The sequence below is a fragment of the Bacteroides sp. LFL-34 genome (genome assembly GCF_027257075.1).
In the GTDB taxonomy this organism is placed as follows: domain Bacteria; phylum Bacteroidota; class Bacteroidia; order Bacteroidales; family Bacteroidaceae; genus Bacteroides; species Bacteroides ovatus.
Genome location: NZ_JAPQKZ010000002.1, coordinates 369,007 through 394,486, shown reverse-complemented (window position 1 = coordinate 394,486; position 25,480 = coordinate 369,007). Strand labels below are relative to the sequence as shown.

The 25,480-nt window shown below is 41.5% G+C and carries 17 protein-coding genes; 3 read left to right on the top strand and 14 right to left on the bottom strand.

The annotated features are described in order from the left end of the window. Positions 1-97: 97 nt before the first annotated feature. From N5O98_RS01885 to N5O98_RS01845, 9 genes are read right to left on the bottom strand one after another with little or no spacing between them, the layout of a single operon-like run. Positions 98-994 (bottom strand): AraC family transcriptional regulator, encoded by an 897-nt coding sequence (locus N5O98_RS01885; protein ID WP_022198993.1) that lies wholly within the window; start codon positions 992-994, stop codon positions 98-100. A 52-nt stretch (positions 995-1,046) separates the two neighbouring features. Beyond that, complete coding sequence (locus N5O98_RS01880) at positions 1,047-1,430, bottom strand: DUF4469 domain-containing protein (protein WP_004310750.1); 384 nt, start codon at positions 1,428-1,430, stop codon at positions 1,047-1,049. A gap of 59 nt (positions 1,431-1,489) precedes the next feature. Further along, on the bottom strand, positions 1,490-2,278 hold the full coding sequence (locus N5O98_RS01875) for a hypothetical protein (RefSeq protein ID WP_008022262.1): 789 nt from the start codon (positions 2,276-2,278) through the stop codon (positions 1,490-1,492). 27 nt (positions 2,279-2,305) lie between these two features. Continuing rightward, positions 2,306-4,573 carry a DUF4906 domain-containing protein gene (locus N5O98_RS01870; protein WP_008022261.1) on the bottom strand — a complete coding sequence of 756 codons (2,268 nt, stop codon included), beginning with the start codon at positions 4,571-4,573 and terminating at the stop codon, positions 2,306-2,308. Positions 4,574-4,616: 43 nt separating this feature from the next. Then, positions 4,617-7,082, bottom strand: a complete 2,466-nt coding sequence (locus N5O98_RS01865; protein WP_008015971.1) for a fimbrial protein — start codon at positions 7,080-7,082, stop codon at positions 4,617-4,619. A 21-nt stretch (positions 7,083-7,103) separates the two neighbouring features. Then, on the bottom strand, positions 7,104-8,075 hold the full coding sequence (locus N5O98_RS01860; RefSeq protein WP_004314794.1) for a FimB/Mfa2 family fimbrial subunit: 972 nt from the start codon (positions 8,073-8,075) through the stop codon (positions 7,104-7,106). A 3-nt stretch (positions 8,076-8,078) separates the two neighbouring features. Beyond that, on the bottom strand, positions 8,079-9,680 hold the full coding sequence (locus N5O98_RS01855; RefSeq protein WP_118160976.1) for an Mfa1 family fimbria major subunit: 1,602 nt from the start codon (positions 9,678-9,680) through the stop codon (positions 8,079-8,081). Between the two features lie 55 nt (positions 9,681-9,735). Next, positions 9,736-11,277 carry a DUF3868 domain-containing protein gene (locus N5O98_RS01850; RefSeq protein WP_061448342.1) on the bottom strand — a complete coding sequence of 514 codons (1,542 nt, stop codon included), beginning with the start codon at positions 11,275-11,277 and terminating at the stop codon, positions 9,736-9,738. Between the two features lie 7 nt (positions 11,278-11,284). After that, positions 11,285-11,872, bottom strand: coding sequence for a DUF3575 domain-containing protein (locus N5O98_RS01845; protein WP_118160940.1), 588 nt, complete (start codon positions 11,870-11,872; stop codon positions 11,285-11,287). Between the two features lie 619 nt (positions 11,873-12,491). Between N5O98_RS01845 and N5O98_RS01840 the strand changes: the two genes are divergently transcribed. The 3 genes from N5O98_RS01840 (at position 12,492) to N5O98_RS01830 (ending at position 14,159) form a co-directional block, all read left to right on the top strand. Beyond that, the gene (locus N5O98_RS01840; protein WP_008775715.1) at positions 12,492-13,010 is read left to right on the top strand and encodes a hypothetical protein; all 519 of its coding nucleotides are present in this window, start codon (positions 12,492-12,494) and stop codon (positions 13,008-13,010) included. Positions 13,011-13,155: 145 nt separating this feature from the next. Further along, a complete protein-coding gene (locus N5O98_RS01835; protein WP_004296045.1) occupies positions 13,156-13,437 on the top strand; it encodes a DUF3791 domain-containing protein in 282 nt (93 codons plus the stop codon). After that, positions 13,431-14,159, top strand: a complete 729-nt coding sequence (locus N5O98_RS01830) for a DUF3990 domain-containing protein (RefSeq protein ID WP_022198995.1) — start codon at positions 13,431-13,433, stop codon at positions 14,157-14,159. The genes N5O98_RS01835 and N5O98_RS01830 overlap by 7 nt, the downstream gene beginning before the upstream one ends. A gap of 98 nt (positions 14,160-14,257) precedes the next feature. Here N5O98_RS01830 and mgtA read toward each other — a convergent pair whose 3' ends face one another. From mgtA to N5O98_RS01805, 5 genes are all read right to left on the bottom strand, one after another. After that, complete coding sequence (mgtA, locus tag N5O98_RS01825; RefSeq protein WP_118160941.1) at positions 14,258-16,909, bottom strand: magnesium-translocating P-type ATPase; 2,652 nt, start codon at positions 16,907-16,909, stop codon at positions 14,258-14,260. Between the two features lie 121 nt (positions 16,910-17,030). Beyond that, positions 17,031-18,398: a HAMP domain-containing sensor histidine kinase gene (locus N5O98_RS01820; RefSeq protein ID WP_009039601.1), complete on the bottom strand. Its 1,368-nt coding sequence runs from the start codon at positions 18,396-18,398 to the stop codon at positions 17,031-17,033. Then, positions 18,395-19,081, bottom strand: coding sequence for a response regulator transcription factor (locus N5O98_RS01815; protein ID WP_004312802.1), 687 nt, complete (start codon positions 19,079-19,081; stop codon positions 18,395-18,397). The genes N5O98_RS01820 and N5O98_RS01815 overlap by 4 nt, the downstream gene beginning before the upstream one ends. A 145-nt stretch (positions 19,082-19,226) precedes the next feature. Next, positions 19,227-22,076, bottom strand: coding sequence for a glycoside hydrolase family 2 TIM barrel-domain containing protein (locus tag N5O98_RS01810; RefSeq protein WP_074704733.1), 2,850 nt, complete (start codon positions 22,074-22,076; stop codon positions 19,227-19,229). A 36-nt stretch (positions 22,077-22,112) separates the two neighbouring features. After that, positions 22,113-25,367 (bottom strand): glycoside hydrolase family 2 TIM barrel-domain containing protein, encoded by a 3,255-nt coding sequence (locus tag N5O98_RS01805; RefSeq protein WP_269495437.1) that lies wholly within the window; start codon positions 25,365-25,367, stop codon positions 22,113-22,115. Positions 25,368-25,480: the final 113 nt, after the last annotated feature.

Sequence of the window (25,480 nt, the reverse complement as noted above, 5' to 3'; positions counted from 1 at the left end):
GCACCTCCTTTCCTACTCTCGGAAGAAGGTGCACCACACAAACAAAACAAACAATAGACGACCTTCACAGGCGGTATTTCATATATAACTCAACTAATTATAAATCAATTTCATTTTTAACGTAAATTCTCTCCCTGTATTCAGACGGAGTCATACCGGTATGTTCACGAAAGAATCTTGTCATAACAGAGTTCGACTGGAAATTCGTGCGTGAGGCCACTTCTTTTATTTCAAGGTCAGAATCCCGTAAAAGAGCCTTTATTTCAAGAAGGGAGTAATCTATAATCCAGTCTTTTGCCGAACGACCGCTCATATCTGTAATTACCATTGTAAGATGCTTGGCGGACACACACATCTTTTTCGCATAAAACGCAACATCCCGACTTACGGTATGAAATTCGATCACCAAACAAAAAAAGTCGAATAAAAGTTTTTCCTTACGGGTGTATTTTACTAATTCGGCAGCTTTCGGATTTCTTTTATAAGCCACATATATATCCCAGTAGAAAACACGTAATAACTGCATGATAGACTCCCGTCTGAATAAGTTGCGGGGTAAGTTGATACGAAAAATCAAAATATTGCAAAAGTGAATGAAACGTTGGCACTCTTCATCGTATAGCGGAGTACTGAAATTTTTCCGCATATAGAAAAAGAAATCAAGCGTAGGTATACATATCCCGCTTATTGTATCCATAAACAGGCTTTTGGGTACTTTTAGAAACGTCATTGAAAAGTCACTGCTAATCTCCGTGACAGAAGCCAGCTGAAAAGGGAAAATGACTACCAGATCATTGGAAACAATCCGTCGTTTATTACCAAAAACATTGAATAACGCACTTCCTCCCGTGCATATCCCATTTATCCCTTCTTCAAGATACATAGGATTTTCATCAAGAGGTAAATCGTCTATTTTAGTATAGACGTTAAACTCTTCTGTTTCCAATATATTATCGAATACTTTATCCTGCTTATATGGTTGGTTCTTTTCCATGGACTGCTATTTATCAATTATGTTGTTTGCCGTTATTTTTATCATACGGATGTCAGTCGTGCCATTTCGATTGAGCAAACTGTACCACCAAAGATATGGGAAAGATGTATAAAAAACTTTCTTTATCTTTCATCAAAATCATCAGTGCCAGGAAATATTCACCTTCATTAATATCAGGAACTGTCATATAAATCTTATCGTCCGAATATTTATGGATATCGCCACATTCTATCAACATTCTGTCATTGACGGAAGAGACAAGATATAGATTGGTACTTTCCCATGTCAACATATCCAGATTGTGACCGGTGATAACAATGGGAGCTTCCGGTGTAATGTTCCCATTACGCCTTTCATTTGAAGGATCATATATTTCTTTGATGACAGGAAACGGCGCTCCTTCAATCATTAATATTTCGGCTTTTATCGTTTTCATTTGATTGATCAGTTATTTTGTATCTTTTGTAAATGAATGAGCAAACTTATATTTCTATTCTATGGAATATCCCGGATGCAACGGAGATAATAGGAGCTTGCCTTGAGATCTCTGGCAGACTTATATTTCACTCTTGTCGCATCAGGATAAATTGTCATTGACCATGCTTGAGAAGAAGTTGTATTTTCCGTCGCTAACCAATAGGTGGTTGGTTTTATGTCAGATAAGGCAAATGCTTTACAATCGGTACCTTGGGTAGCTGTGGCCTCTAATTCCTTATAATAAATCATAATCAGGCTTCCTTCACGCAGTGTAGGTATCCGCCATGTTCCCGGAGCGTCCTGACCGTCTTTCCCCCGATACATTGCGCATCCCTTGGGAACAGCAATATTCTTCTCCGTACTATAACTATTACTGTTTGCCGTAGCAAGATAGCCATTTGCCGTAGCCCAATTCATTGTTTGCGTTCCACTGTCTTTTCCCTCGCTATCATTGCCATCGCTATATACGATATCCGGAGAGACTATAAAAAATGCAGATACAGTCTTATTGATTTTGCCTGCCTCAGACATGCTATCTATATGCCGGATAATCCTGTCTGTATAAACAGGGTTGCCCTCACTATCGGTAATAGGATTCGTATTTTGACCAGTCGAGGTGTACTCGTATAATTGAATGTTGTTATAAAAGACAGCACTTTTATCTCTGATCCTTTGTTTAGGCAAATCTTTCGAATTAATAGCCGCATACTTGTTTCCTCTTAAATCTTCATAGACTTCTATTGTCTGGGAATATCCCTTTAGCAAGATAAAAAGGGATGCGAAGATTATGACAGTTATTCTTTTCATTTTATTCTTTATATTTTCATTTTATCATTAATAAGTAACGGAAGGGAGAGGGATGTCTCTTACACACCTTGCACCACCCTCAGTCTTATAGTAAGAGTTAAGCCCGTAATACCACCTTTTGGCAGAAGTACCTCCATCTTCTGTAATTGTTTGCCCGCTGCTGGCATCTAATAGACTGCCGATATAGAGGCCAATCAGTTGATTGGATGCCGGTAAATACCATTTTAACTCCTCCCCTTCTATTCGTCCGTTTCCATCTTCATCCCGGTTCTTATCATAGCAAGCCCTTGCACTAAACGTACTAGCCGGGTGTTGATATTGATATAGCAATATATGTCCGGAAGCATCTTTCTGCGGGACAGGTATATTACCACTCCAAGTAAGGTTCTTTATATTCTCGGCCAGGTTTACCGTCGCGTTTTTTCCATAATACACGTCATCCGTCCCGTATGAATGAGCAGCTGTCACAATCCCATCGTAACCATATTCCACTTTACCCGATGATACGTCATACTGGTATACACTACGTTGCGGTCTGTCATGCACCAATCCCATTGTATAGTTTCCGTCAGTGTCTCTTTCTCCTCCAAAACACCCGGCATATACTGCCGGGCGCTGGTCCAGTCTGAATATATGGAAAGTTTGCAATGTTTCTCCTTCACCCTCTGGCATAGTAGTTACTTTAATGTATAAAGAACGCTTTCCTAATTTATCGGATTCACCCGGGTCAACCAGTTTGCCGTCATCATCATAAATGTATTCCTTATTATAGAGATAAAACTTCACCTGAGTGGGAAGTATGGAACTTGCCGTAACACGGGTATCCAATGGCTCTTTAACATTATTGAATGCATCCGTATAGTTGGAAGAGGAAGACAGGAGGAGCCAACTGCTTCCCTTATCGGCTCTCTGCGTACAATCTTCGTCAGTATATATTTCCACTTCCACTTTCCTTCCTTGAGTCTGTATAACTATCGGGCGGACACTATAAGCTGCATCCAGGTCATAAGTGGCACCCGTTTTGTTGTACAGGGTGCTGAATGACGCCCCAGAAGCCTTTACGTTAAGGCTGGAAAAAAATTCCACATACTGGCTGATGGTATATGCCCTGATCCGTTCATCGTTCTTCGCCGAGTTTATCTCTGCGTTTATGGCAGTACGCAAATTATAAAAATGGTTGGGTTCCACATCGAAGTTATTGGTGTTATTATTCCCAACATATATCTGGTAGATCGCGTATTCATTTGTTCCGGTAGTAGGGTATGCCCATGCCTCTATCTGCGTGCCCAGTGGCGGCGCAGCACCTGAAGGCACCTTATTGACCACTTTGTAGTAGCGCTGGCTTTCACTTAGAATAGTTGTAACCGTCCCTTGCCGATTCTGCGCTACATACCATGTTGCCGAGTAATAGCCATTGGAATCGGGCTCACCCAACTGATCCATTTCAAATGTGGCGTATGTATCCGCATCGGTATTTTTTTTAAGATTGGTGAGCCGGATAGTATTGTTCACATTCAGCAATTTCAAACCTTGTAACCGGTAATTTTCCACCTCGAACTTGTAACGTAAGGTAACGCGTGCCATCAACCTCTCGATTTCGATGCCTCCTACAAACCCGGCCGGTTTGTTGTATTCTACCAGACCACGCTTACCACCGTCGATGTCCACCACAGTGACACCTGACACTTCTCCGGCCAGCGGTACTTCATCATCTGCGGTGATAAGCGATTGGGTATGCCCTTCTACATTAATAAGATAGTCAAAACTCCAATTCTTGAGTTCATCAAGAGTGCTCACTCCGCTCATATCATAGTTAAGTTTAGGGCCTAATACCAACAGGTACAAGGTTTGATTCTCTGATACTACGAGGGGGACGTCTATCGTCATCAAATCATTTATGGCTGTTACTGCATCACTCAGTTTATGAGGATTTCCCTTAATGGAACCGTGCTCATCGAATTGGAAAAGCCAAAGGTTGTGTAACTTGGTCGTGCCGTCAGATACCCGGGTAGTTACCTCATGTGGTTCTTGTCCTTGTTCCAAAGCCACTGTAAACGACAACCCGGAATCGTTCCTATCCCTAAAAAGCGACTTAGCGGCGGAATATCCGCTCGTTGATGCAGGCTCTACAGCGGGGGGAATACCGACTTTCAGGCTGACCATAACCACCTTACCGGTAGCGTCACCGGGACCGTACTCTACCAGTTTATCTTTTGCACAGCCCACGAACGCCAGCAACAGCAAGGTGGTGCAGGCTGCCCGGAAATATCTTTTATATTTTGTTCTTAGGTTCATATCGTATATGTTTATTATCAAATTTTCATCCAAGGAGAGGACATCAGTAGCCGTTTTGCGTAATTGACGGACTGCCGAGAGGAACTGTCACTCCGGTATCTTTCGCCAGTAGAATATTAACAGTAAGATTGATAGAACTCGGACTGCTGTTCTCTGGAATTTCTATCGAGACAGAATAACTATACGTATTCGGTTCAGTATTCACTTTAGTACTGAGACACTTTTGGACGCCTCCATAAATAACCTGCAAAAACAGTTTTCCGGCAGGTATGGAGATATCCGTCGGAGTAAGCTGGATACTCACCGTATAAGTACCTCCCGTTTGAGATATATTACCCAGACTACTTAATCCGGTAGTAGCACGTAAATCATATCCGCTTTGCGAGACGGTGAGCAGTATGCTCCTTGTCTGTCCGTCCAAACCGACTCCTTCCACCTTCACTCTGAATGAACGCGGTGAAGCACTTTCTTTACGTTTGACGTATACAGGGATATTTTCCGTATTGCTTCCGTGGGTCGTATGTACGATGGTGCCATCCGATGCGAACGAGAAATCAGTAGGCTCCGCTGTTCCCGCACCTTCTCCCGTGACAAGCGTTGCCGTCCAATAAGGCACATTGGATTTTATACCGAAATAAGCTTTTACACCTTTTTCGGTTCCCTGATAAGTAGGACTGGAGATGGCACCCGCCTCCATCTTGCTTTCCGGTATTTCATTGCGCACGCAGCGAATCATATAGGCACTTTGCCTGTCCTTGCCACTTTGGAAACTTGCACCCGATGAATTACCGGAGAATTCGAATACCGAAGCGTCGTCGTTCCAATACCATCCATTGGAACGGTCCCCCTGAGATACACCGCCCGCGTCTCTATACCGGTTATGCGGGGAAAGCAGCCAATGGAAAGAAGGATAACCGTATGAATTATTCTCGTTATCCGATGCCGCTATCAGGGCTTGGTTTTCATTCGGAGTAGCCATGTGCCACTGCCCGTTATCCACAATGTTTTGAGCCTTGATCTGGGTTTCGGAAAGTCCGGCCAACTTGCAGGGATCTCCCACCCCGGCTTTAACTTGGTCTACGGTGTTATTTGCAGGAATTCCGTCTGTGTTTAGGTAGGGAATATCTGTCCACCCGCTGATGCTTAAGGGATCGTATGAACCGGGATACCAGAGTACATCGTTCAATGCACTGGCATTGGTAGGAGCTATAAAACCCTCACCCGCACTTGTGCCGCTGTGCACGGCTATCAGGCTGCCATATTTGAACAATACATCCTTATATCCCGTCTCCGAATGATATGCTTTCAGTATACCTGAATAAACGCTGACATCATTCCAGATATTCACATTTCTGGATGTATCGGCAACCGCGTCATAATCTGCTGCCTTGTCACTCACTATGACCAGTCCGTCGATAGGTTTCCAGTTGATGGTGATATCATGTTCCTCCATTGCCACTATTTCCGCATATAACCCCATTGCACCCATACCGGTAATGGTGGCGTATATCTGATAATGGTTGTTTCGTGTCAGATTATAGTTTTTGGGAGGCTCTTGACCGATATTCAAGAGGTAAACGCAGTTCAGCACCTGAGAACTTCCGTTTTTAAGTACGCACTGCGCGTCAATCTTAAGGTAGGTTGCCTGAGAAGCATTTTCAGGTTGGGATAGCAAGTGTTCAGGAATATATGTGGCAGGAATTGTTATAAAATCCACTGTGTCAGGAATAGTATAGTTATTATCTTTTATAATATAATCGCCATTTTTGTCAAGCTCGCCTGTTCCTGATATCGTAAGGTCATCCGACCAAATATCTTCCGTATATGCCCGCCCTTCTTCTATAGGAGTGGCGGCCGGCATACGACATACTTTAACAGTGAGCTTGGTTACTTTGAAATCCTCATTCGGATTAGTTATATTTTTAATAGCTGTAAAGCTGATGCGGGATACCATGCGGGTTACGCTAACAGGCAATTCCGTCATTTTAATATTATTAATTGTTACTGTGGCGTTTTTTCCGTCACTGCGGGATTCCACATAGGCACGTGCCACATTTCCATACATGGGCGGAGGAGCAACGATACCTACGGCAGAGAATGTCACTTTTTCTATTTCATTTTCCAGTGTAATAGCAGCGAGCTTTTCGGCAAGCTCCGATGTTTCATTGCAGATGATATAAATGTTGTTATATCCCCGTGCCGCTCTTATAGAAGCGGTGTATGTGCTATCGACATTTATGGAAGCATCAGAAACGTCGTTGTATACCAGCTCGTTCTTGTCATTAAACACAATTGCACGTACGGAATTTATGACTTCATCTTTGTCGGTGGTAGCATTGCGCGTTCCCATTTTAATACTCATCGGTATCTTTTCTCCTTCGTAAATACGTGCGCCTGTTACTTCGTTCTCTTTTGTACAAGAGTAAGTAAACAGGGCAAACATTGTCAAAAGCAGGATATTTGCCGAAAATTTTATGTTGATAGTTATATTCATCCTTAATCGTGCCATAATTCCGTTTCAAAAAACGATTTACATATCTGTTGGTTGGAACCAGTAGGTCCAATTATTGATGGTTATACTTAATGCAATGTAGCCATTCTCTTCCTTATCTCCGATTCGAATGTTGATATCCCATTCGTATCTGCGGTCGAGGTATTCTTGATCGCCCATCATTTTCGGTTTGCTCATCAACAGGTAGTCAATAAGGTTTATAGTTGTTTTTCCTCCGATGTCTATTGTTTTTCCTGACGCTTTTTCGGTGATAGAAAAAGTCGTATCAGCATCCTTAATAAATCTAAGAGTATGGAGGCGGGTTTGTAGGGCGGTCTTACTGTCTTCCTCTTCAACTGAACAAGGATGGTAAATTATATTCTTGCTGCTCTCACCTACATTATTTTTATAGTCATAAAAATTGTTTGCAGTTATTAGTTGTATGTCATATTTTGAAGCATCCACCGGATTATTTCCTCGCGTAATGCCTATCGTTATATCATTAGTATTGCGCACCAAGCTGACATTTTCTGTATTACTGATATTTTCCGAAGAAAACATTAATAGAGGACCGCTATGCCATAATGCATCAAGATGGTTGTTACTTATGTTGTTTTCCGGCTCATATTTCAGCGTTAATTTATTTATTGGATCACCTGTATCCATTGTCGGAAGCTGATAGAATTTATCCGTTTTTCCAGCCCATACAACAGCTGTACAGCCTTTCAAACGATAGGGTATCAGCATACGATAGTCCGGACTTTTTAGCGAATGGCCATTATCAGTAAGTGTCTGTATATATTTTCCTTGCGTATCGAACACGAAAACCTTTACTTCTTCCACCTGTTCGGCGAACCAATCTTCATTTGCCATATTATAGTCATATCGGAATTTTAGAAAGAGGTCACATTGATCAAGGTCGTCATGAAGGACATCGCAACCGGTAATCCCTGCCACTATAAAAGCGGCAAGGATTATTTTGTATTTCTTTATGTGTCTTTTAATTCCCATTTATCAATGCAAATCAACACCTTGTGTCCAATAAGTCCATGGATTGATAGTGATTTTTACAGAAATATATGCATCTGCTTCATCATCATCGGTACCCGGAGGTGTAGGATTGTCAGGATCAGACGGATCGGGAATCCACGGTGTTCCGGGGCCGCTCACGCTTTGAAGTTCAAGGTGATACCAGTTGTTACGCACTACTCCGTATCGGCCTAAAGCCATCTTTTCAGTTACATTCTGATCGTGACGGATCAGGACGTCATAGTAACATACGGATTCATGATAATAACGTACGGCACAGAAGCGTCCGATAATACCAGTTTTTGCATTTAATTGAGTAGCTGTAGCACCTTCCGAAAGACTAGCGACTACAGAATTTTTTGTATCTTGATCACCATCGAATTGCTCCTGTGTCATAATTCCCGCTTTCTTTAAGAATATGGGTAGGTCTACTTTTAGCCCGGAACCATCACTATGTTTTAAATATTCAGTTTTAAGCTGGTCTAATGTATAATAGTTTCCTTTCCAAGAGAAATAACTACTATTTTCGTTCAAACCATAGGGAGTGTACTTAGCCTTTACTACCACCTTGGTGGTGAATCCTAATTGCTGTGCCTTAGCTTCCATTGTATTTTCAAGACAATACAGACTTGTTCCCTTACTCTGTGCAACAGCAGGCATCTCCTCACTTTCGCTGTCTATATTTTTTAGATAATTGAAAGCTGCATCCATATTCGCTTCCATAGTACTCTCATTTGATACATCAGGTTGCTCGTCAGACAAGTAGTTTTTATCCCGACGATAAACTGCTCCAATCGTGGCATTATCGTAAGTGATACGTTCACTATACAGTTTCACACTCTTATTGGTAACGCTTAATTCCCAACCACTGAAAGCAAATGTAGCACCGTCAGGTTTTGTAGAAAAAGACTCCTTAACTGCAAGCTCTACTTTTGCGCTCAATCGATCCACAGAGATTTTAGCTGGATCGCTCTGTGCGTCCGTTTTTGCCTGATTGATGGCCTCACTGGTATATGCAGTCGGCTTATGTACCTTTACTCCCGTCAATGCCCCTTCTATGCCAGCTCCTTCGCCTGCACTCGCCATCATGAAATTTTCATTGGCAGCGATGTTGGCAATAGCTGCCTCAATAGCAGTGTTAATTGCAGACCAAGGTTTACCTTTTACAGTTTCTGAAGTTAAATCCCACCCGTCGGTGTAAGGATTGATAACCACAAATACTTTTTTTGTTTTCTCTGGTACTAATTTTGCATCGCTAGCTACAGCTTCCGGGGTCCCTGTTCCACCGGATTCTCCTCCGCTATTCCCAACGGTCAAACCATCAAAATCAGCCACATCAAGGCACACATCATCCTCGTCAAATAATAAAACTTTGACGGCCCCTGCTTTACTTTCCCCAGAACTTCCCGGTTTTTCTTCTACATTCACTGCTCTTGAAGTAGCTGTGTGACTTTGCAGCGAAAGCGACAGATACGCTTTGCCATCCAGTTCACCACCCGGAATATTCCCTTCCCGGGCATCTTCACTACTACAGCCGGCAAATATAAAAACTGCCAATGTAGATAATAGAAAACTTCTTGTTTTCATCATTGTTAAATGTTTAAATGTTGTAAATAAAAAGATAATTATAATATATAAAAAATCAATAATCTAGTTTACTCATCAATTCGATATTCTCTTCTTTTTTGGCTAATTCCTCCAGATTGAGATTTGCTTGTTTCAATCCGGATTCAGCAGCCTTATTTAGATGTAACTTTGCTTGTTCATAGTCACCTCTTAGCAGATGTAATACTCCCACGGCATTTTCGTATTCCGGTGTGGAAGTCTCTGCTCTCTTTAAGTATTTTTCTGCCAAAAGAGTGTCTTTACGTGAAAGTGCAGCCGAAGCGGCATTCAGATTGGCAATCTTATCATCAGGAAAGACGCTAACGGCTGTTTCAAATAATTCGATAAACTCTGGTGAACCATTTTTGTAAGTTAGAGCAACCAAATAAATTTCATTCAGACTCAAATTTTGTGGCCGACTATGAATCAGCACTTTTGCTTGTTCTATATTAAAATTCTGAACATCGTACTCTATTTTACAGATTGCTTTACGCAGATGTGGGTAATACTCACGCAACATAAACCGATAAGGATTGCCATGTTTATATAACATCAACGATTTCTTGCGACTGGTATTCGTTCGGTAGTTTATTTCAACTGGTATGTGATCTATAATATGAAGAATTCCATCCTTTTCTGCCATGTCAGACCTTGCAACCATTTTACGTAGTCCTTCCCAGTTTTCGCCACCATATTCCACCTTGTATAATTCTTTAGAGAAAGGGAAACGAGGGAGAAGGTAATTAACAAGTGCCTTTGCACGTCCTTCGGAAAGCTGTTTGTTAAAAAGGACAGAACCCTCCGGTGAAGCATAACCAATGACTGATATTCCACGAATGGTAATGGCTGTATCATTTTTCACTTCGGCAAGCATGGAGGATATCTTTTTTAGTTCAATCGGATTATTCATATAGTCCGGTTTAATGTCGGTTTTTGATACGACAAAGTCCAGAAATGCTTCACATGACATCTCACGACTTTTGACTGGTTCAACTTTTGGCTGTACGTAACTAATATGTGGAGTGATTTGATAAGGGACGGGAAGTTTCTCCAAAGTAACAGCACTAAAAAGAGGAATAGCTGATAGTAACCTGCCTGGCCTGCAACAGCCCATCACTTCTTTCTTTACATTCAGATATGCATCCTTCATCCATGGCTCGAATGGAATTATCAACGAGTACCGAATCTGTTCTTTTCCAGTCATTCCATACCCTTTTAATATGGAGTATGGAGCTTCTGACTGGTAAAAAGCACGTTCCTGCGTATTCATCAAAGCAAGTTTACGTTTCAGATTCTGATAGTTCTTACGACCTTTAATGGATATTTCCGGCAATTCCATCTGATGGTTTGCAGCAATCAATACTGGTATCAGTTCTATAGAATGATTGGAGCTGACTTGTATATTATCAAAGTTGTAAAGTATTTGAATATGCAATGAATCTCCCGCTTGCTGTAGTTCAAGAGCTGTTGGCTGTATAATTCCTGTATACCATTTCTTGGGATTTTCTTCTCCGTATGATAAAGAAGAAATGGTCAGGAATATGATTAACAGGTATAGGAATGATTTTAATTTTGCCATGGTTGTATTATTTTATAAGAAATATAAGTGAGATTGCAGCTTTAGTTGGTCCAAAATAGTTGCGGTTTTCTGTTCCGACCTTTTCACCACAAGTCTTACACCGGAACTTGTCATAATGTAGCCGCACATATCCTGCACCTATATTTGCTTCAAGGCTCCAACGATTACTAAGAAGGAAGTGATAACCATACGAGATGCCTCCTCCTGCTCCCCATCCTTCATATCGGTAATGGCTGGAATTATCTCCGAATAAAAGTGGCAAGTGATGACCCGCTATGTTATATTGTGTTCCTATTATATGTATTCCCCAAAAATGTCCGCTAAATCTTTCACATGTCCAATAACGATATTCCATTGTACCGAGCCAGTGCACCAGTTTTTTATTTGAAGATGCTTTATTGGGTGTAAACCAGTTAAGTCCGGAGCCAAGTTCTATTGTAGTGCGTGGAGAAAGTCCCCACTCTACTCCCAAGTTAGGAGTACCTGAATATGCACCGTAGAACAGGTTTGTTTTTACTGCTACCTTTTGGGCCGAACATTTTAAAATGCTTCCCCAACATATCAAAAGTAGAATTGCTATATATTGTATTTTCATCAGATGCGTATATTGAATATTTTGCTTTTGCTTGCGTTAATAAATGATTATCGGATGCGAAATTACAAAATAAATATATATTAAAGTAAAACGTTCTGAAATTGCACATTGATTCCGAAGTTTCGTCCAAAATAGTTCTATAAATCACTAAAATGAGGGTTAGATAACTATAAAAAGGACTTATCGGATAAACATTGTTAAATTATTATCCAACTTATTCAATTATCTTTTGTGACATACTAAACGTTTATACACGCGCAAAACAAACGATGTGTAAGGGTGGTTATTTATATTTACATATTACTTGTGGTATTTCAACTATGCGTTTTGAAAGATCAGAATATTACAGCTAGTTTTGTTCCCGGATTTTAAGGAACCATCCGTTTCTTTAAAAGGAACAAGGCGTTCCTCGGTGAGAAACAGGTCGTTCCTTTAAAAGGAACGGCTCCTTGGTTTTAAACCAAAAAACAGTATCTATAATACACTGTATATCAATTTATTATAAAAAGAAGAATTCCGTCCCGATAACCATGGGAATATTCTCAATAAACCAAACGGAATTCACAGTCCAAGGGGCTGTATATACATACTTTTTTATTACAAACTTAAAAAAAATCCCATGGTTACAGTTACAATTAATATCAAGCCATATTTGGCTGGATATATGTATGTCCGATATCGACAAAGTTTAGAACCCGATCCAGAGAACCAGTCTCATTCCTCCTCTCCTTCTTCTTCCAAACGACTTATCCCTATCCATCTCTCCCACATTACTCCAGTTTATCACTTCCTTCATCAACTATCTGTCCCTCATCCGCAAAATACTTCATGGAAAGAAATTGGAAATATTTGCTTTGTACTGCCCAAACCGCGTAATGGGAAGAATCCGGAAGTCTATAACTATATCGGAAACGATAGTGCATTGATTATAGAAAAGGAAATAGAAACGGAGATGAAAGCGGAATTATACTCCTTTCTATTGGAAAATAAGTTCAATAAAGGAGTGATGTTTAAAAAGTCAATAGAACAATTCGTAGAGCACTACGAAATGGTAGGACTGGTACAGGAAGAAACGCTGATGAGGGCATTTCAAAGATGGAGGAAGTTGGTGAAAGAAGAAAAAGCTATAAAGCTATAATGGAAGTATATTGATTTTGATTTAATATTCCATAAGGAAACGTGATATACTATACTAATTAATTGGAAGAAAGAAGGAACTTTTCTATCTTTGCTAATATTAATCTTTTTCGCTAATGGATTAAGATAAGAAAGGAGAAAATAATATGACCCTCAAAGAAAAACAATTAGAGTTTATTATCTATTGTATAGAGAATACAGCTGAACGGTTAGGACGCTATAGTGCGGATGTATATAATAAACTAAAAGAATTAGGTGCTATAGACGGCTATATAAATGCTTTTTATGATACTTTGCATACCCAAGGCAAAGCCTACATAGTAGATTCTTTATTAGAATATATCTATCATCGTGATCCACAATGGTTACCGGAAGATTATCGTCCTTTTCAAGTTTCGACACAGCAAAAAGGAGATAAGTCATGTTAACTGTTTATCATGGTTCTACTTACCGTGTAGAACAACCATTAGCTGGCGTATGCCGACCGAATCTTGATTTCGGAGTGGGCTTTTATCTTACTGATTTAAAGGAACAGGCAGTTCGTTGGGCTCTTCGCACAGCTGATATTCGCCATGAAAATAGTGTGTGGCTCAATATTTATTCATTGGATATAGATGCCTGCCGCAACTCTTCTTTTAATTATTTGCACTTTACCACTTACGATGCACATTGGCTGGATTTTGTTGTAGCATGTCGACAAGGGAATGTTATATGGCAGGATTATGACATAATAGAAGGCGGTATAGCAGATGACCGTGTGATACGTACTATTGACCTTTATATGCGTGGTGATTACACTCGTGAAGAAGCGTTGTCACGTTTGATTCATCAAGAGCCTAACAATCAAATTTGTATTACGAACCAAAAAGTAATTGACGAACACTTACATTTTGTGGATGCTATACTTTTGCCTTTCCCATCTCTCTCAAAAGAAATCCCCAATGCTGATATTGTAATGCAAGGCAAATATTACAGCATTGTAGAACTTCTTGCTACCCGTCTGCATATTTCCAGTCTACAGGCACTTGATATATTTTATAATAGCGAAAGCTACCAGCGCATTGTCCACCGACTTGGAGATCTATATCTCATGAGCGATGCATATATTGTAGATGAATTAATGAGAGAGCTACAAAAAAGACAAGGTTAATATCAACCTTGTCTTTTTTGTAGGTTAGAATATTCTATATAAGAAAATATTAGATATTTATCGCTTAATGATTTCTGAATAAAATATGATACTGTGGATTATAACCAGCGCACAAACTTCTTAATATACCAATTCTTCACGATCTGCGTCAAAATGCAATAAGAGAGCAAAATCCCAACCAGCCAGGGGAAATAACTCAAAGGAAGAGCTGTCAATCCGATGGAACGCCCGAAAGCGGTGAAAGGAATAAGAATACCTATTGCCATGATTAAGAAGGTCAGTCCCATCACAGGCCATGTGGCACGGCTTTGTATGAACGGTATCTTGCGGGTACGTATCATGTGGACAATCAATGTCTGTGATAACAGACCTTCCACAAACCATCCGGTTTGAAACAGTGTCTGATGTTCGGGGCTGTTGCAGCTAAATACGTACCACATAACCAGATACGTTATAATATCAAAGATAGAACTGATGGGACCTACATAAATCATAAAACGACTTAGATCGGACGCATCCCATTTACGGGGTTTCTTCAGGAACTCCGGGTCCATACGGTCAAAAGGAATGGTGGTCTGCGATATGTCATACAACAGGTTCTGGATCAATAGATGTATCGGCATCATGGGCAGAAACGGCAGGAATGCACTGGCAAACACCACACTGAACATATTCCCAAAATTGGAACTGGCAGTCATCTTTATGTACTTATTGATATTGCCGAATGTCTTTCTTCCTTCGAGCACTCCGTCTTCCAATACCATCAAATCTTTTTCCAACAAGATAATATCTGCGCTTTCTTTGGCTATATCCACAGCAGAATCGACTGATATACCAATGTCCGACTGACGCAATGCACCTGCATCATTAATTCCATCTCCCAAGAACCCTACCGTATTGCCTTGCTCCTGCAACAGAGAGATGATTTGCGTCTTTTGTAATGGAGTCAGTTTTGAGAATAAAGTGGTATCCTTTACCGCTTTTTTCAATGCTGTTTCGTCCATATTCTCTATTTCTATCCCGGTAAGAAAATGACTGGTATCAATTCCTACCTGCCGGGCAATCGCTTTCACTACGACATCATTATCTCCTGATAGAATTTTCACTGCTACTCCATGCGCATATAACTGTTCAATGGCTTCGGCAGCAGAAGGTTTCGGAGGATCAAGAAAAGCAAGATACCCGATCAGTACCATTTCTTTTTCATCTTCGATGGCGAAATTACAATCTTTCTCGATAAAACTTTTCTGGGAAACTGCCAATACTCTCATCCCCTGCTGATTCATTTCTTCACTAATCATCTGTGCTTTGATTTTCAAGGCATCAGTCAAGGGATGAATCTGCCCGTTGAACTCGGCATAGGAACAGACATCGAGAACCTCTTCTACTGCTCCTTTGGTGATGATTTGCCGCTTTCCCTGCCTGTCTTCTATTACAACAGACATTCTTCTGCGCGTAAAGTCGAAAGGTATTTCGTCCACTTTAGTGTAGTCATCCTTCAAATGTTCCAGACTCAAATCTCTTACATGAGAAAGAATCGCTTTATCCATCAGGTTTCTTAAACCGGTTTGGAAATAACTGTTAAAGTAAGCATGACGAAGAATACGTTTACTGTTATCGTTACTGCCATCTGCATTGATATATTTCTCCAATACGATTTTATCGCAGGTCAATGTACCGGTTTTGTCAGTGCAGAGTATGTCCATCGCTCCAAAATTCTGAATGGCATTGAGATTCTTTACGATTGTTTTCTTTTTAGACATGGCTATCGCTCCTTTAGAAAGGTTGGCAGTCACAATCATCGGTAACATTTCCGGAGTAAGACCAACCGCAACGGATATGGCGAAAATGAAAGCTTCAAACCAATCCCCTTTCGTAAAGCCATTTACGAAAAACACAAATGGAACCATAACCAGCATGAAACGAATCAATAAGAAGCTAACCTTACTAATGCCTTTGTCAAAAGCTGTAGTGGCACGATGCCCGACCAGGCTCTTTGCAATAGTACCCAGATAGGTTTTGTTCCCCGTTTCAAAAACGATTCCTTTTGCCGCACCACTTATCACATTGGAACCCATATAACAAATATTGTCCAACTCGATGACACTTCCTTTCCGCAACTGTTGTCCCCGTACCTCCGGAAACTTTTCTATCGGTTCGGACTCTCCTGTCAATGAAGCCTGACTGATGAACAGGTCTTTCGAATCGATGATCCGAATGTCAGCAGGAACCATATCCCCGGCTGCCAAATACACGATATCTCCCGGAACGAGTTCCGTAATTTCGATCTCTTCTTCATGCTCTCCCGCACGTTTGGCAAGACATGTGTTTTTTACCATTTTCATTAAAGAATCCGTAGCCTCACTTGCTCGCCATTCCTGCCAAAAACGCAGGATAGCACTGAACAGCACCATGGATGAGATGATGATGACTCCCGTCCATTCCTGCTCGCCAGGATCGGCCATCAATACATCCAAAAATAAGGATATTATGGCGAGCCCGGTCAGAACGCCAATGAAAGGATTGATAAACGTTTTGATAAATAGGATAAACGGATTCTTTTTCTGTTCATGTACCACTTCGTTTCTTCCATAAATGGATTGTCGCTCCTGCACTTCTCCCTGTGTTAATCCAAGCTTTGTTGTCTGCAAGTATGAATAGATTGACTTACCGGGTTGTGTGGCAACCAAAAATACTTTCTCTGAATTGAATATGTACTGTGATGAACGCAGTTTTTTCTTCCATACCATACTCTCTAATTTTTTTTAAGTTACTAACTGCATTTGTTAATTCGATGCAAAAGTAAGGAAGACTTCACCGGGAAGCTGTTAGAGAATGATTAGAGTGGTATTAGAAAGCTATTAGAATTTCTTAAATATGCGGAAGTTTCACCACAAAAGTAGTGCCCTCATCCTTATGGGAAGATACGGTCAGTTCGCCTTTGTGAAGGTGGATAATCTTCTGTGTCAAGGCCATGCCTATACCATTTCCAGGAGCAATATGTTTGTTCTCTCCACGATAAAACAGTTTAAACAGGTTTTCTTTATCCGTATCAGACATACCTACACCGTTATCAGACAAACGAATGATTGCCCATTGCTCCCAATAGGCGATCAGGACTGATGAAGCCCGGTTGGAAGAGTACTTGCAGTTATTTTCTATCAGATTCACAAAAGCGGTGGTCAGTAAATAGCTGTTTCCGATTATTGTCAGCACATTATCTTCTTCGGCTTCCTGCTCAAATACTAATTCGATGTGATAATCCGGATGAGCTTTTAGTACCAGCTCTCTGGCGTCCAGCAACAGTTCGTCCAGACGGACTTCTTCCATAGTTATCTGTTCCGACTGATAGTCAGCTTTTGCCAGATTCAATAATCCGTCGATCAGATTAACAATCCGACGCGAATCTTGCAGTGCATTGCCGATAGCCATCTGATATTGTTCGGAGCTCCGTTCTTTCAATAAAGCTAAATCCAATTCGGCTGTAAGAGCTGCCATGGGGGTACGCAATTCATGAGATACATTACTGACGAACATCTTTTGTGAATTGAAAGACTTTTCCAGGCGTTCCAACAATGCATTGAATGTCGTACTCAATTCTCCCAGTTCATCCTGTTCATTTTTTACGGGTAATCTTTTATCAATATGCGATGCTGTGATTTTCTCCGCTTCTTTCACTATATTACGTATCGGTTTTAAAGTGCTTCGAGAAAGGATATACCCCACAACCACTAATACGCTCAATCCACCGATAAATAGGAGAATAAGCATATTTCTTAGCGCATCTCGGTTGGCGTATCCGTAACCGTCGTAGGCTGCGGCGGTAACCACATAGTCTTTGCCCTCAAACGGATACACCAGTCCTATAGCCTGATATTCGTCCACATAGAAATTGATATTCTTTCGCTTCAGGATACGTTTTATCATCTCCGGCGTTTCTTTAACAATATCGTTTTGCAGAGCATCGTGATATAATATTTTAAAATCTGTTGTATAGACAGCAACCTCTACTTCATTAATAAACTTCTGATTATTCAGGTAAATAGACTGCATGGTTTTGGCATCTACTTGATCCTTAAGGAATAAATGTGCTTTGGTTATAGCTTCACTTTGAAGATTACGAAAGAAAGCATTGCTACGCGAATGTTCACTTACATAGTAGACAGCCATCACAAATACGAAGAATACCGCAGCTGTAAGCCCTGCATATTGTAGAGTCAACGTTGTCCTGATCTTCATATTTTATCAGTCAGTATGAAACCCATTCCGGCTTTGGTATGAATAAGTTTCGGTTCAAAATCCCGGTCTATCTTTTTGCGAAGATAGTTGATATATACATCTATGAAATTCGTTCCTGTATCAAAATGGGTGTTCCATACTTTCTCCGCTATTTCAACCCTGCTTAATACTCTTTCGGCATTTTCTACCATATATAACAACAGGTTGTATTCTTTAGGAGAAAGTTTAATGGATATACCATTCCGTTCTACGTCTTTCCGTTGAAGATCAATACGCAAATCTGCATAGACAAGTTCCTGCGGTAATTCCTGCGCATTACCTGTCACACGTTTCAACAGCACTTTGATTCTGGCATTTAACTCTCTGAAATCAAAAGGTTTCACCATGTAATCGTCTGCACCGGCATCGAAACCGTCCAGTTTATCGTTCGTTGATCCTAATGCCGTCAACATCAATATAGGGATATTGGGATTGGTTTTGCGAATTTCTTTCGCCAGTTCAAATCCGTCCATCTTAGGCAGAACGATGTCGGATATGACCAGATCAAATGTATGCGTTTGAAAAAGCCGTAATCCCATCAGTCCGTCATAAGCCACCATTGTCTGATAGCCATTTTCCTCCAGTCCGTTCATCAGCAAACTTGCAACCCGGGGTTCATCTTCTATAATTAGTATTGTGTACATAGGAAAGAATTCATTAATCTGAATGTATAAAACGAAACAAAAATAATGATTATTCCCCACTTATAGCCTTTTTCCTTGAAAAATCGGTGAGAAGGCCAAATAAAAAAGGTACCCAACGCAATGTGGATACCTTTATATGATTCATTTACATAAACCGGAAAATGACTCGTCCGGTTTGTGGACCATTTACCCATTTCGGTTGTGAAGAGGGACCACACAAATCGGTGGAGTTTACTTTATTACGTACCGGAGGAATCACGTTCAGGACAGAGATTCCGCTTTCGGGAAGAGTATAAAGCAAACGGTCGCGGCCATCACGAGGCTGATATACTCCGATATATGCGTCAGGAGTTTCGTTTGTCAGGTTGATAGTGCCTTCTTTCGTTTGGATATTCATCCAGGAAACATCTGCAAAATATCCTTTGAATTCTGGATAAGTGAAGGTTTCACCCGGAATAGGATCGTTATAGTCGTTTTCCCAAACATCGTATTGTGTTCCGTGAATACGGTTTTGCCATACACGGTAAGGTCCGGCACCTAACCAGCGTTTGCTGATTACTTGATCTTCAGGATAGTCGAAACAAATACCCATCAAGTCTACGACACCGGAGAAATTGTAGGTATAATCCAAAGCCAGTTCTCCACTCGGGTTAATTGTCCATTGGGCTTTATCCAGATTACCCAGTTTATAATTGGCGGTAACAACCAGATTACCCCCGTCTTCTTTCACATCCAGTTTCGTAAATACGGCAGCATCGGGGAATTCGCTGTATGTGCGGTCTTTTTCTTTTGCTTTCTCATCATCATGGTTATAGAACTGATCCAATGAGCGGTCTGCACGACGGGCTCCGATGAAACGGGGTCCATTGGCGAAGTTAATCTTACGGTTATCTACAGATACCCCTTTCAGTTGTCCGTCTTTCTTTGAGAAGATGAACGCACGCTTATTCGCTTTCACAGTAAGATCATTTTCTGTCTCCGTATAAGTAGGACGACTGGACAAGGGAGAAAGCTGTTCAGTCTGCTGATTCAGTTTGTTGACCGGGAAAGTCCAGCGCCAAAGTTCATGGCCGTATGAGTCGATTGCTGTCAGGAAGAGGGCGTCTGCATTGGGGAGGATATTTGTTTTTATATCCAAAATGCCTGCCGAATGAGCAACCACGTCACTGCCTTGCACTTCACCCTCTTTCAACACTTGAATAGCAGCATTGGAAGCATCTGTTGCCAGCGGGAATTTTACTTGCTTCCAAAGGAAACGGCAAGTATTCAGATTCAGATAATCGTAACGGTTTTCTACGGAGAATTTGCCATCAAATTGCTTGTCGATAGAAGTATTCATGATTTGTACCGGACTCCATAACTGCTTGATAGTGTAGTAGCTACCTTCCTTTTCGTGATGTGGTCCTACAATACCGTCTGCTCCAAAGTTTCCCTGGTTATCGATGAATCCGTCCATATCTACACGCTTCACACCTTCGTCTGCCAATACCCAAAGGAATCCACCGATACAACGGGGATGCTTGCGCATCATTTCCCAATAATCATATAATCCCGCACCATGGCCACCATCGTACAAACCATGCAAGAATTCCGTAGGCATAAAGATTTCCGGTAAACGCATGTAGTTCTGACTTTCTCCGTAAGAGCGGTAATGCATGGTTTCAAAACCGGAGAAATTGCCTTGAGGGTGAATAACCGGACGTTTCTGCGGATCGTATTTATGAAACTCTCCATCCAGTTCGGTATTCCATCCTTTTTCATTACCATTACTCCACCAAATAATAGACGGATGATTCACGTCACGTTCTATCATGCCTTCAATCAGACGTACTCCGGTGGGGGTATCATACTTGCCATGCCAGCCTCCCAATTCGTCCATCACATAAAGTCCGAGAGAATCACAGGCTTCCAAAAATTCCGGGTCAGCCGGATAGTGGCTCAAACGGACAGAATTCATATTCATGCCTTTCATCAAAAGAACGTCTTCGACATTCTTCTCTTTACTCAATGTACGGCCACTTTCAGGACGGAAACTATGGCGATTGACACCACGTACATTGATGCGTACTCCGTTTATATAAAGTCCGTCGCTTTCGCGTACTTCAATCGTGCGGAAACCAAAATTTTCTGTTTCACTATGCAAAACCTTACCGGTCTTATCCAATAGAGAGAATTGCGCTTTATAAAGATTCGGAGTTTCCGCTGTCCATAATGCGGGGTTAGATACATTCAGTTGCAGGGAAGTCCAGTCGCCTCCTGCTTTTACGGGTACGGTGGTTTCCGTTATCTTTTTCCCTTTTTTATCTAAAATCTGTGTACGGATGCTCATTCCGTCATTAGAGATATTTGTGTAGCAGTTGGCACGGAAAGTTCCATCCATCTTTGCGTCAATGGCAATGTGCCGCAGGTTTACGGCTGGTTTCACCTCCAGGAACACCGGACGGAAGATACCGCCAAAATTCCAATAATCAGCACGACGTTCGGCAAGGTTCACACTGGCATTTTCACTCTCTTTGGCAACAGTGACTTCCAATAAATTCTTTTTGCCATATTTCAGGAAATCCGTGACGTTGTATGAAAAACGATAGAAGGCTCCCTGATGTTTGGAACCAACTTTGCGTCCGTTCACTTTTACTTCCGTGTCTGTCATCGAAGCTTCGAATACAAGATTGACCTGTTTGCCGCGAAACTTTTCCGGAACTTCAAACTCGTACTTATACATACCTTTTTCATCGGCAACGCCTTCAGGAAATGGCTTTCCATAGAAAGTGATCCCATACTGATAAGTGCCGAAGCCTTGCAATTCCCAACAGGAAGGTACGCCGATTTTCGTCCATTTGCCGGAATTGCGTCCGTTGGTACAAAAGAAGTCCCATTCAACCATATCGTCGCATCCGTGACCGGAGAGATATTGCCTTTCCGTTTGTGGAAGGTTTTGAGCAGCCAGGGTAGTTGCCAACGCCAAGGTTGATAATAAAGTGGTTACTTTTTTCATTGTTACTTTTATTATTGTGTTAGTTATTTATTGCTATTATTGTTTACTACTGATACGGAGATGCAACGTATGTTCTTTTTTCTCTATGGCATATTTCTTCAATACACCCGGTCCGCAACTACTGTTTCCTAATCCAAGTACGGCAGCATCCATACTAAGAATAACTTCTGCACGTGGTTTTAAATCGCAATCGTGAGTTTCTTCATAGATGTCTTGTACGGTGTAATGCAGGGCAGATGCAGAAAATGCGTTTTCTACCGCGTCAACACGAATGCCTTTATTCTGTTTGTCGGTCAAGGTAAGATAATGCACTTCTTCTTTGTTTCCACTGTCCTGCGGACGTGGATAATGTACGTATTGGTCTGCAACGCTTCCTTTCCAAAGCCCTATCATAGCAGATGTTTTGCGGTCAGGATAGTTATCCTGTGGTCCTCTGCCATACCAGGTAAATGTATCATAAGCAGGCGCCAGACAGAATGCGATTCCTAAACGGGGAATTTCAGGAAGAACTCCTTGTGGCAAGAAAGTTGTTTTCAGATCAATCGTTCCATCTGAAAAGACCGTATAGACAGAAGTCGTCACCACTTTTCCTTCTTTATATAAATTACTTGTTTGAATCCGGACAATGACCGCCCCGTCTGCACGTTTTTCATGGTGGAAAGATTCCAAATTTATCTGCGGATGATCCATTCCATGCAATTTCCAGTCTTTAGCCAACCAGTTTCCGAAGCTCTTGTCATTATCTGTCGGAGCACGGAAAACTTGAGTGACAGGCTGAACCGGAAAATCATCGGAGTGAGTCAGCATTTCTTTGCCCTTATATATAAGGGAAGTCATACTTCCGTTCACTTTCTTTTCCCACTGAACAGAAAAACCACGTCCGCTAATCAATAAAGAATTATCATCCTCTTTCACCTGAAGCGCTCCTTTATTAATTAAATCAGCAGAAGCTAAATCTCCTTTCTGCAAACAGAATTGTTCCCAGGCCACTTCATGTCCTGCCTTTGCCCAAAGAGCATCCGATTTCAAAACAATGCTTACTTTCAGTTGGCAATCGGAAAAAGGTTTCAATGATCGGAAAGCCGGCAAATCAATTGTTTTACTTTCCCCTGGAGCTATTTCCGGCAATGTTATTTCTCCCCGTTCTTTCTCCTTACCATCCACTGATAATGTCCACAGACAACGATAAAGTGATAAATCAATATGATGATTCCGGTTGGTTACTCTCAACTCTCCATTCTCAACTCTCAACTCAACCGGTGCATATACTTTTTTTACCTCCCAATATTTAGGCGTAGTTTCACGGTCACTCATCAGTAATCCATTAAAGCAGAAAGCTTTTAAATTCGGCTTATCGCCAAAGTCACCGCCGTAAGCCACCATGGTACGGCCATCGGGTAATGTCTTGTAGATTCCCTGATCTACCCAATCCCATATAAAACCACCCAGCATACGGGGATTACTATATATCTCATCCCAATATTCTTTGAAATTTCCTAATGCATTCCCCATGGAATGTGCATATTCACTCGTCATCACCGGACGGTCGTCATTGGTACGCTCCGCAATCTCCAGCAACCGCTCCCAACGTGCATTTTCAGCGCGTTCCTTATCTTCTCCCTCTGCAATGCCGGGATTTAAGTATTCTTGTTTCACCCGGGTATAAAAGCGACTGATAACATCGACCGTCTTCGGGTCAGGATTTCCGTCCACTCCCTGCGCCCCCTCATAATGTACAGGACGAGTGGGATCGAAATCATGCAGCCATGCCGAAATAGCAGCGAAGTTCGGTCCGTAACCGCTTTCGTTTCCCATGCTCCACATTACAATACATGGATAATTCTTATCACGTTCCGCCATACGGACCGCACGGTCCATAAATGCTGCATGCCAGTCAGGGGTACTTGCGAGTGTTCCACGCAATCCGTGTTCTTCTATATCCGCTTCGTCCATCACGTACAATCCCAAGCTGTCGCATAGCTCGTACCAACGGCTTACATTCGGGTAATGACTGGTGCGCACAGCATTTATATTTGCCTGCTTCATTAAAAGAATATCCTGAAGCATCCGTTCTTCGCTCATGACACGTGCCGTCCGTGGATCATGTTCGTGGCGGTTCACTCCACGAAAACGAACCGGATTACCGTTCACTAACAGTTGTCCTTTTTTGATTTCTACAGAGCGGAAACCTACGGCCTGTTCTATCTGTTCTACGACTTTTCCTTCTCCATTTTGGAGAGTTAAGTGTAATTTATAAAGATAGGGTGTTTCTGCCGTCCATCTTTCCGGCGATTTTATAATGGCTGACAAACGTCCCATCTTACGCGGGCCACGCTGCGGATACCATTCATTCATCCGGCTTGCTTTATGCTCCAAATCAAGCATATTTTCCACATCGCCTTTCAATGTGGCAACTTCTTTGCCTGAAGCATCCTTTAATACTCCCTGTAAGACATACCCTTTTCCAGTCATCCCTCGATATACACTGAATTGCGGATCAATCTGCAAAATAAAATCTTCATAATCACCAACAGATGCGGGAAGAGTGCGTACCGCATAATCACGGACATGAATATCCGGCGTATGTATCAGATGAATACTACGATGAATACCACCAAAACGCCAGAAATCCTGATCTTCCAGATAAGAACCGTCACTATATCGGTAGACTTCCAGTGAAATCTGATTTTCTCCGGATTTCAGATACTTCGTGACATTAAATTCACTTGGTTCCATACTGCCTTGGCTATACCCTACCCGTTCGCCATTGATCCAAACATAAAAGGCGCTCATTACGCCCTCAAACCGTAGAAAAGTCTGTCCATTCGCTTCCCATCCGGCCGGCAAGACAAAGGTACGCCGATATTGCCCTACCGGGTTTCGTTCTTTATACGTGGTATAGTCAGTTTTCGGTTCTCCCATCACCCGTGGAGGATCTATTTTAAACGGATAGCCTGCTGAAACATAGATAGGCGTGCCATATCCGTTCACTTCCCAATTGGCGGGAACAGGAAAATCCGTCCAATCTTTATCATTAAAATTTGTTTGATAGAAATTCACGACTCTTTCATTGGGAACGGGAGTCCAACGGAATTTCCAGGTTCCGTCTAAAGAGATTGAGCCGTCTCCTTTCTGTACAGAGAAAGGGATAAAAGCAGCTCTTGCCGGTTCACGATTGATCTGGAGAACATGATGATTCTCCCAATCATGCATTGTTTGTGCCTGTGTAGGACTTACAAACAATGCGCCAAGCAGTAAAGTATATATTTTCATTCGTTCTTTTTTCTTCATATCAAGTAGACGGACGAAAGGGGATTTTGTACCCCTTTCTTTTACAGAAATATTAAAGAACAATAAAAGGAGTAACACTCTATGAAGAAAATCTTTACCTTGTGGCGTATAAT

Bases quoted from the DNA above. Each gene is read 5' to 3' on its own strand.
- N5O98_RS01885 (WP_022198993.1), bottom strand. From the start codon at position 994: ATGGAAAAGAACCAACCATATAAGCAGGATAAAGTATTCGATAATATA.
- N5O98_RS01880 (WP_004310750.1), bottom strand. From the start codon at position 1,430: ATGAAAACGATAAAAGCCGAAATATTAATGATTGAAGGAGCGCCGTTT.
- N5O98_RS01875 (WP_008022262.1), bottom strand. From the start codon at position 2,278: ATGAAAAGAATAACTGTCATAATCTTCGCATCCCTTTTTATCTTGCTA.
- N5O98_RS01870 (WP_008022261.1), bottom strand. From the start codon at position 4,573: ATGAACCTAAGAACAAAATATAAAAGATATTTCCGGGCAGCCTGCACC.
- N5O98_RS01865 (WP_008015971.1), bottom strand. From the start codon at position 7,082: ATGGCACGATTAAGGATGAATATAACTATCAACATAAAATTTTCGGCA.
- N5O98_RS01860 (WP_004314794.1), bottom strand. From the start codon at position 8,075: ATGGGAATTAAAAGACACATAAAGAAATACAAAATAATCCTTGCCGCT.
- N5O98_RS01855 (WP_118160976.1), bottom strand. From the start codon at position 9,680: ATGAAAACAAGAAGTTTTCTATTATCTACATTGGCAGTTTTTATATTT.
- N5O98_RS01850 (WP_061448342.1), bottom strand. From the start codon at position 11,277: ATGGCAAAATTAAAATCATTCCTATACCTGTTAATCATATTCCTGACC.
- N5O98_RS01845 (WP_118160940.1), bottom strand. From the start codon at position 11,872: ATGAAAATACAATATATAGCAATTCTACTTTTGATATGTTGGGGAAGC.
- N5O98_RS01840 (WP_008775715.1), top strand. From the start codon at position 12,492: ATGGTTACAGTTACAATTAATATCAAGCCATATTTGGCTGGATATATG.
- N5O98_RS01835 (WP_004296045.1), top strand. From the start codon at position 13,156: ATGACCCTCAAAGAAAAACAATTAGAGTTTATTATCTATTGTATAGAG.
- N5O98_RS01830 (WP_022198995.1), top strand. From the start codon at position 13,431: ATGTTAACTGTTTATCATGGTTCTACTTACCGTGTAGAACAACCATTA.
- mgtA (WP_118160941.1), bottom strand. From the start codon at position 16,909: ATGGTATGGAAGAAAAAACTGCGTTCATCACAGTACATATTCAATTCA.
- N5O98_RS01820 (WP_009039601.1), bottom strand. From the start codon at position 18,398: ATGAAGATCAGGACAACGTTGACTCTACAATATGCAGGGCTTACAGCT.
- N5O98_RS01815 (WP_004312802.1), bottom strand. From the start codon at position 19,081: ATGTACACAATACTAATTATAGAAGATGAACCCCGGGTTGCAAGTTTG.
- N5O98_RS01810 (WP_074704733.1), bottom strand. From the start codon at position 22,076: ATGAAAAAAGTAACCACTTTATTATCAACCTTGGCGTTGGCAACTACC.
- N5O98_RS01805 (WP_269495437.1), bottom strand. From the start codon at position 25,367: ATGAAGAAAAAAGAACGAATGAAAATATATACTTTACTGCTTGGCGCA.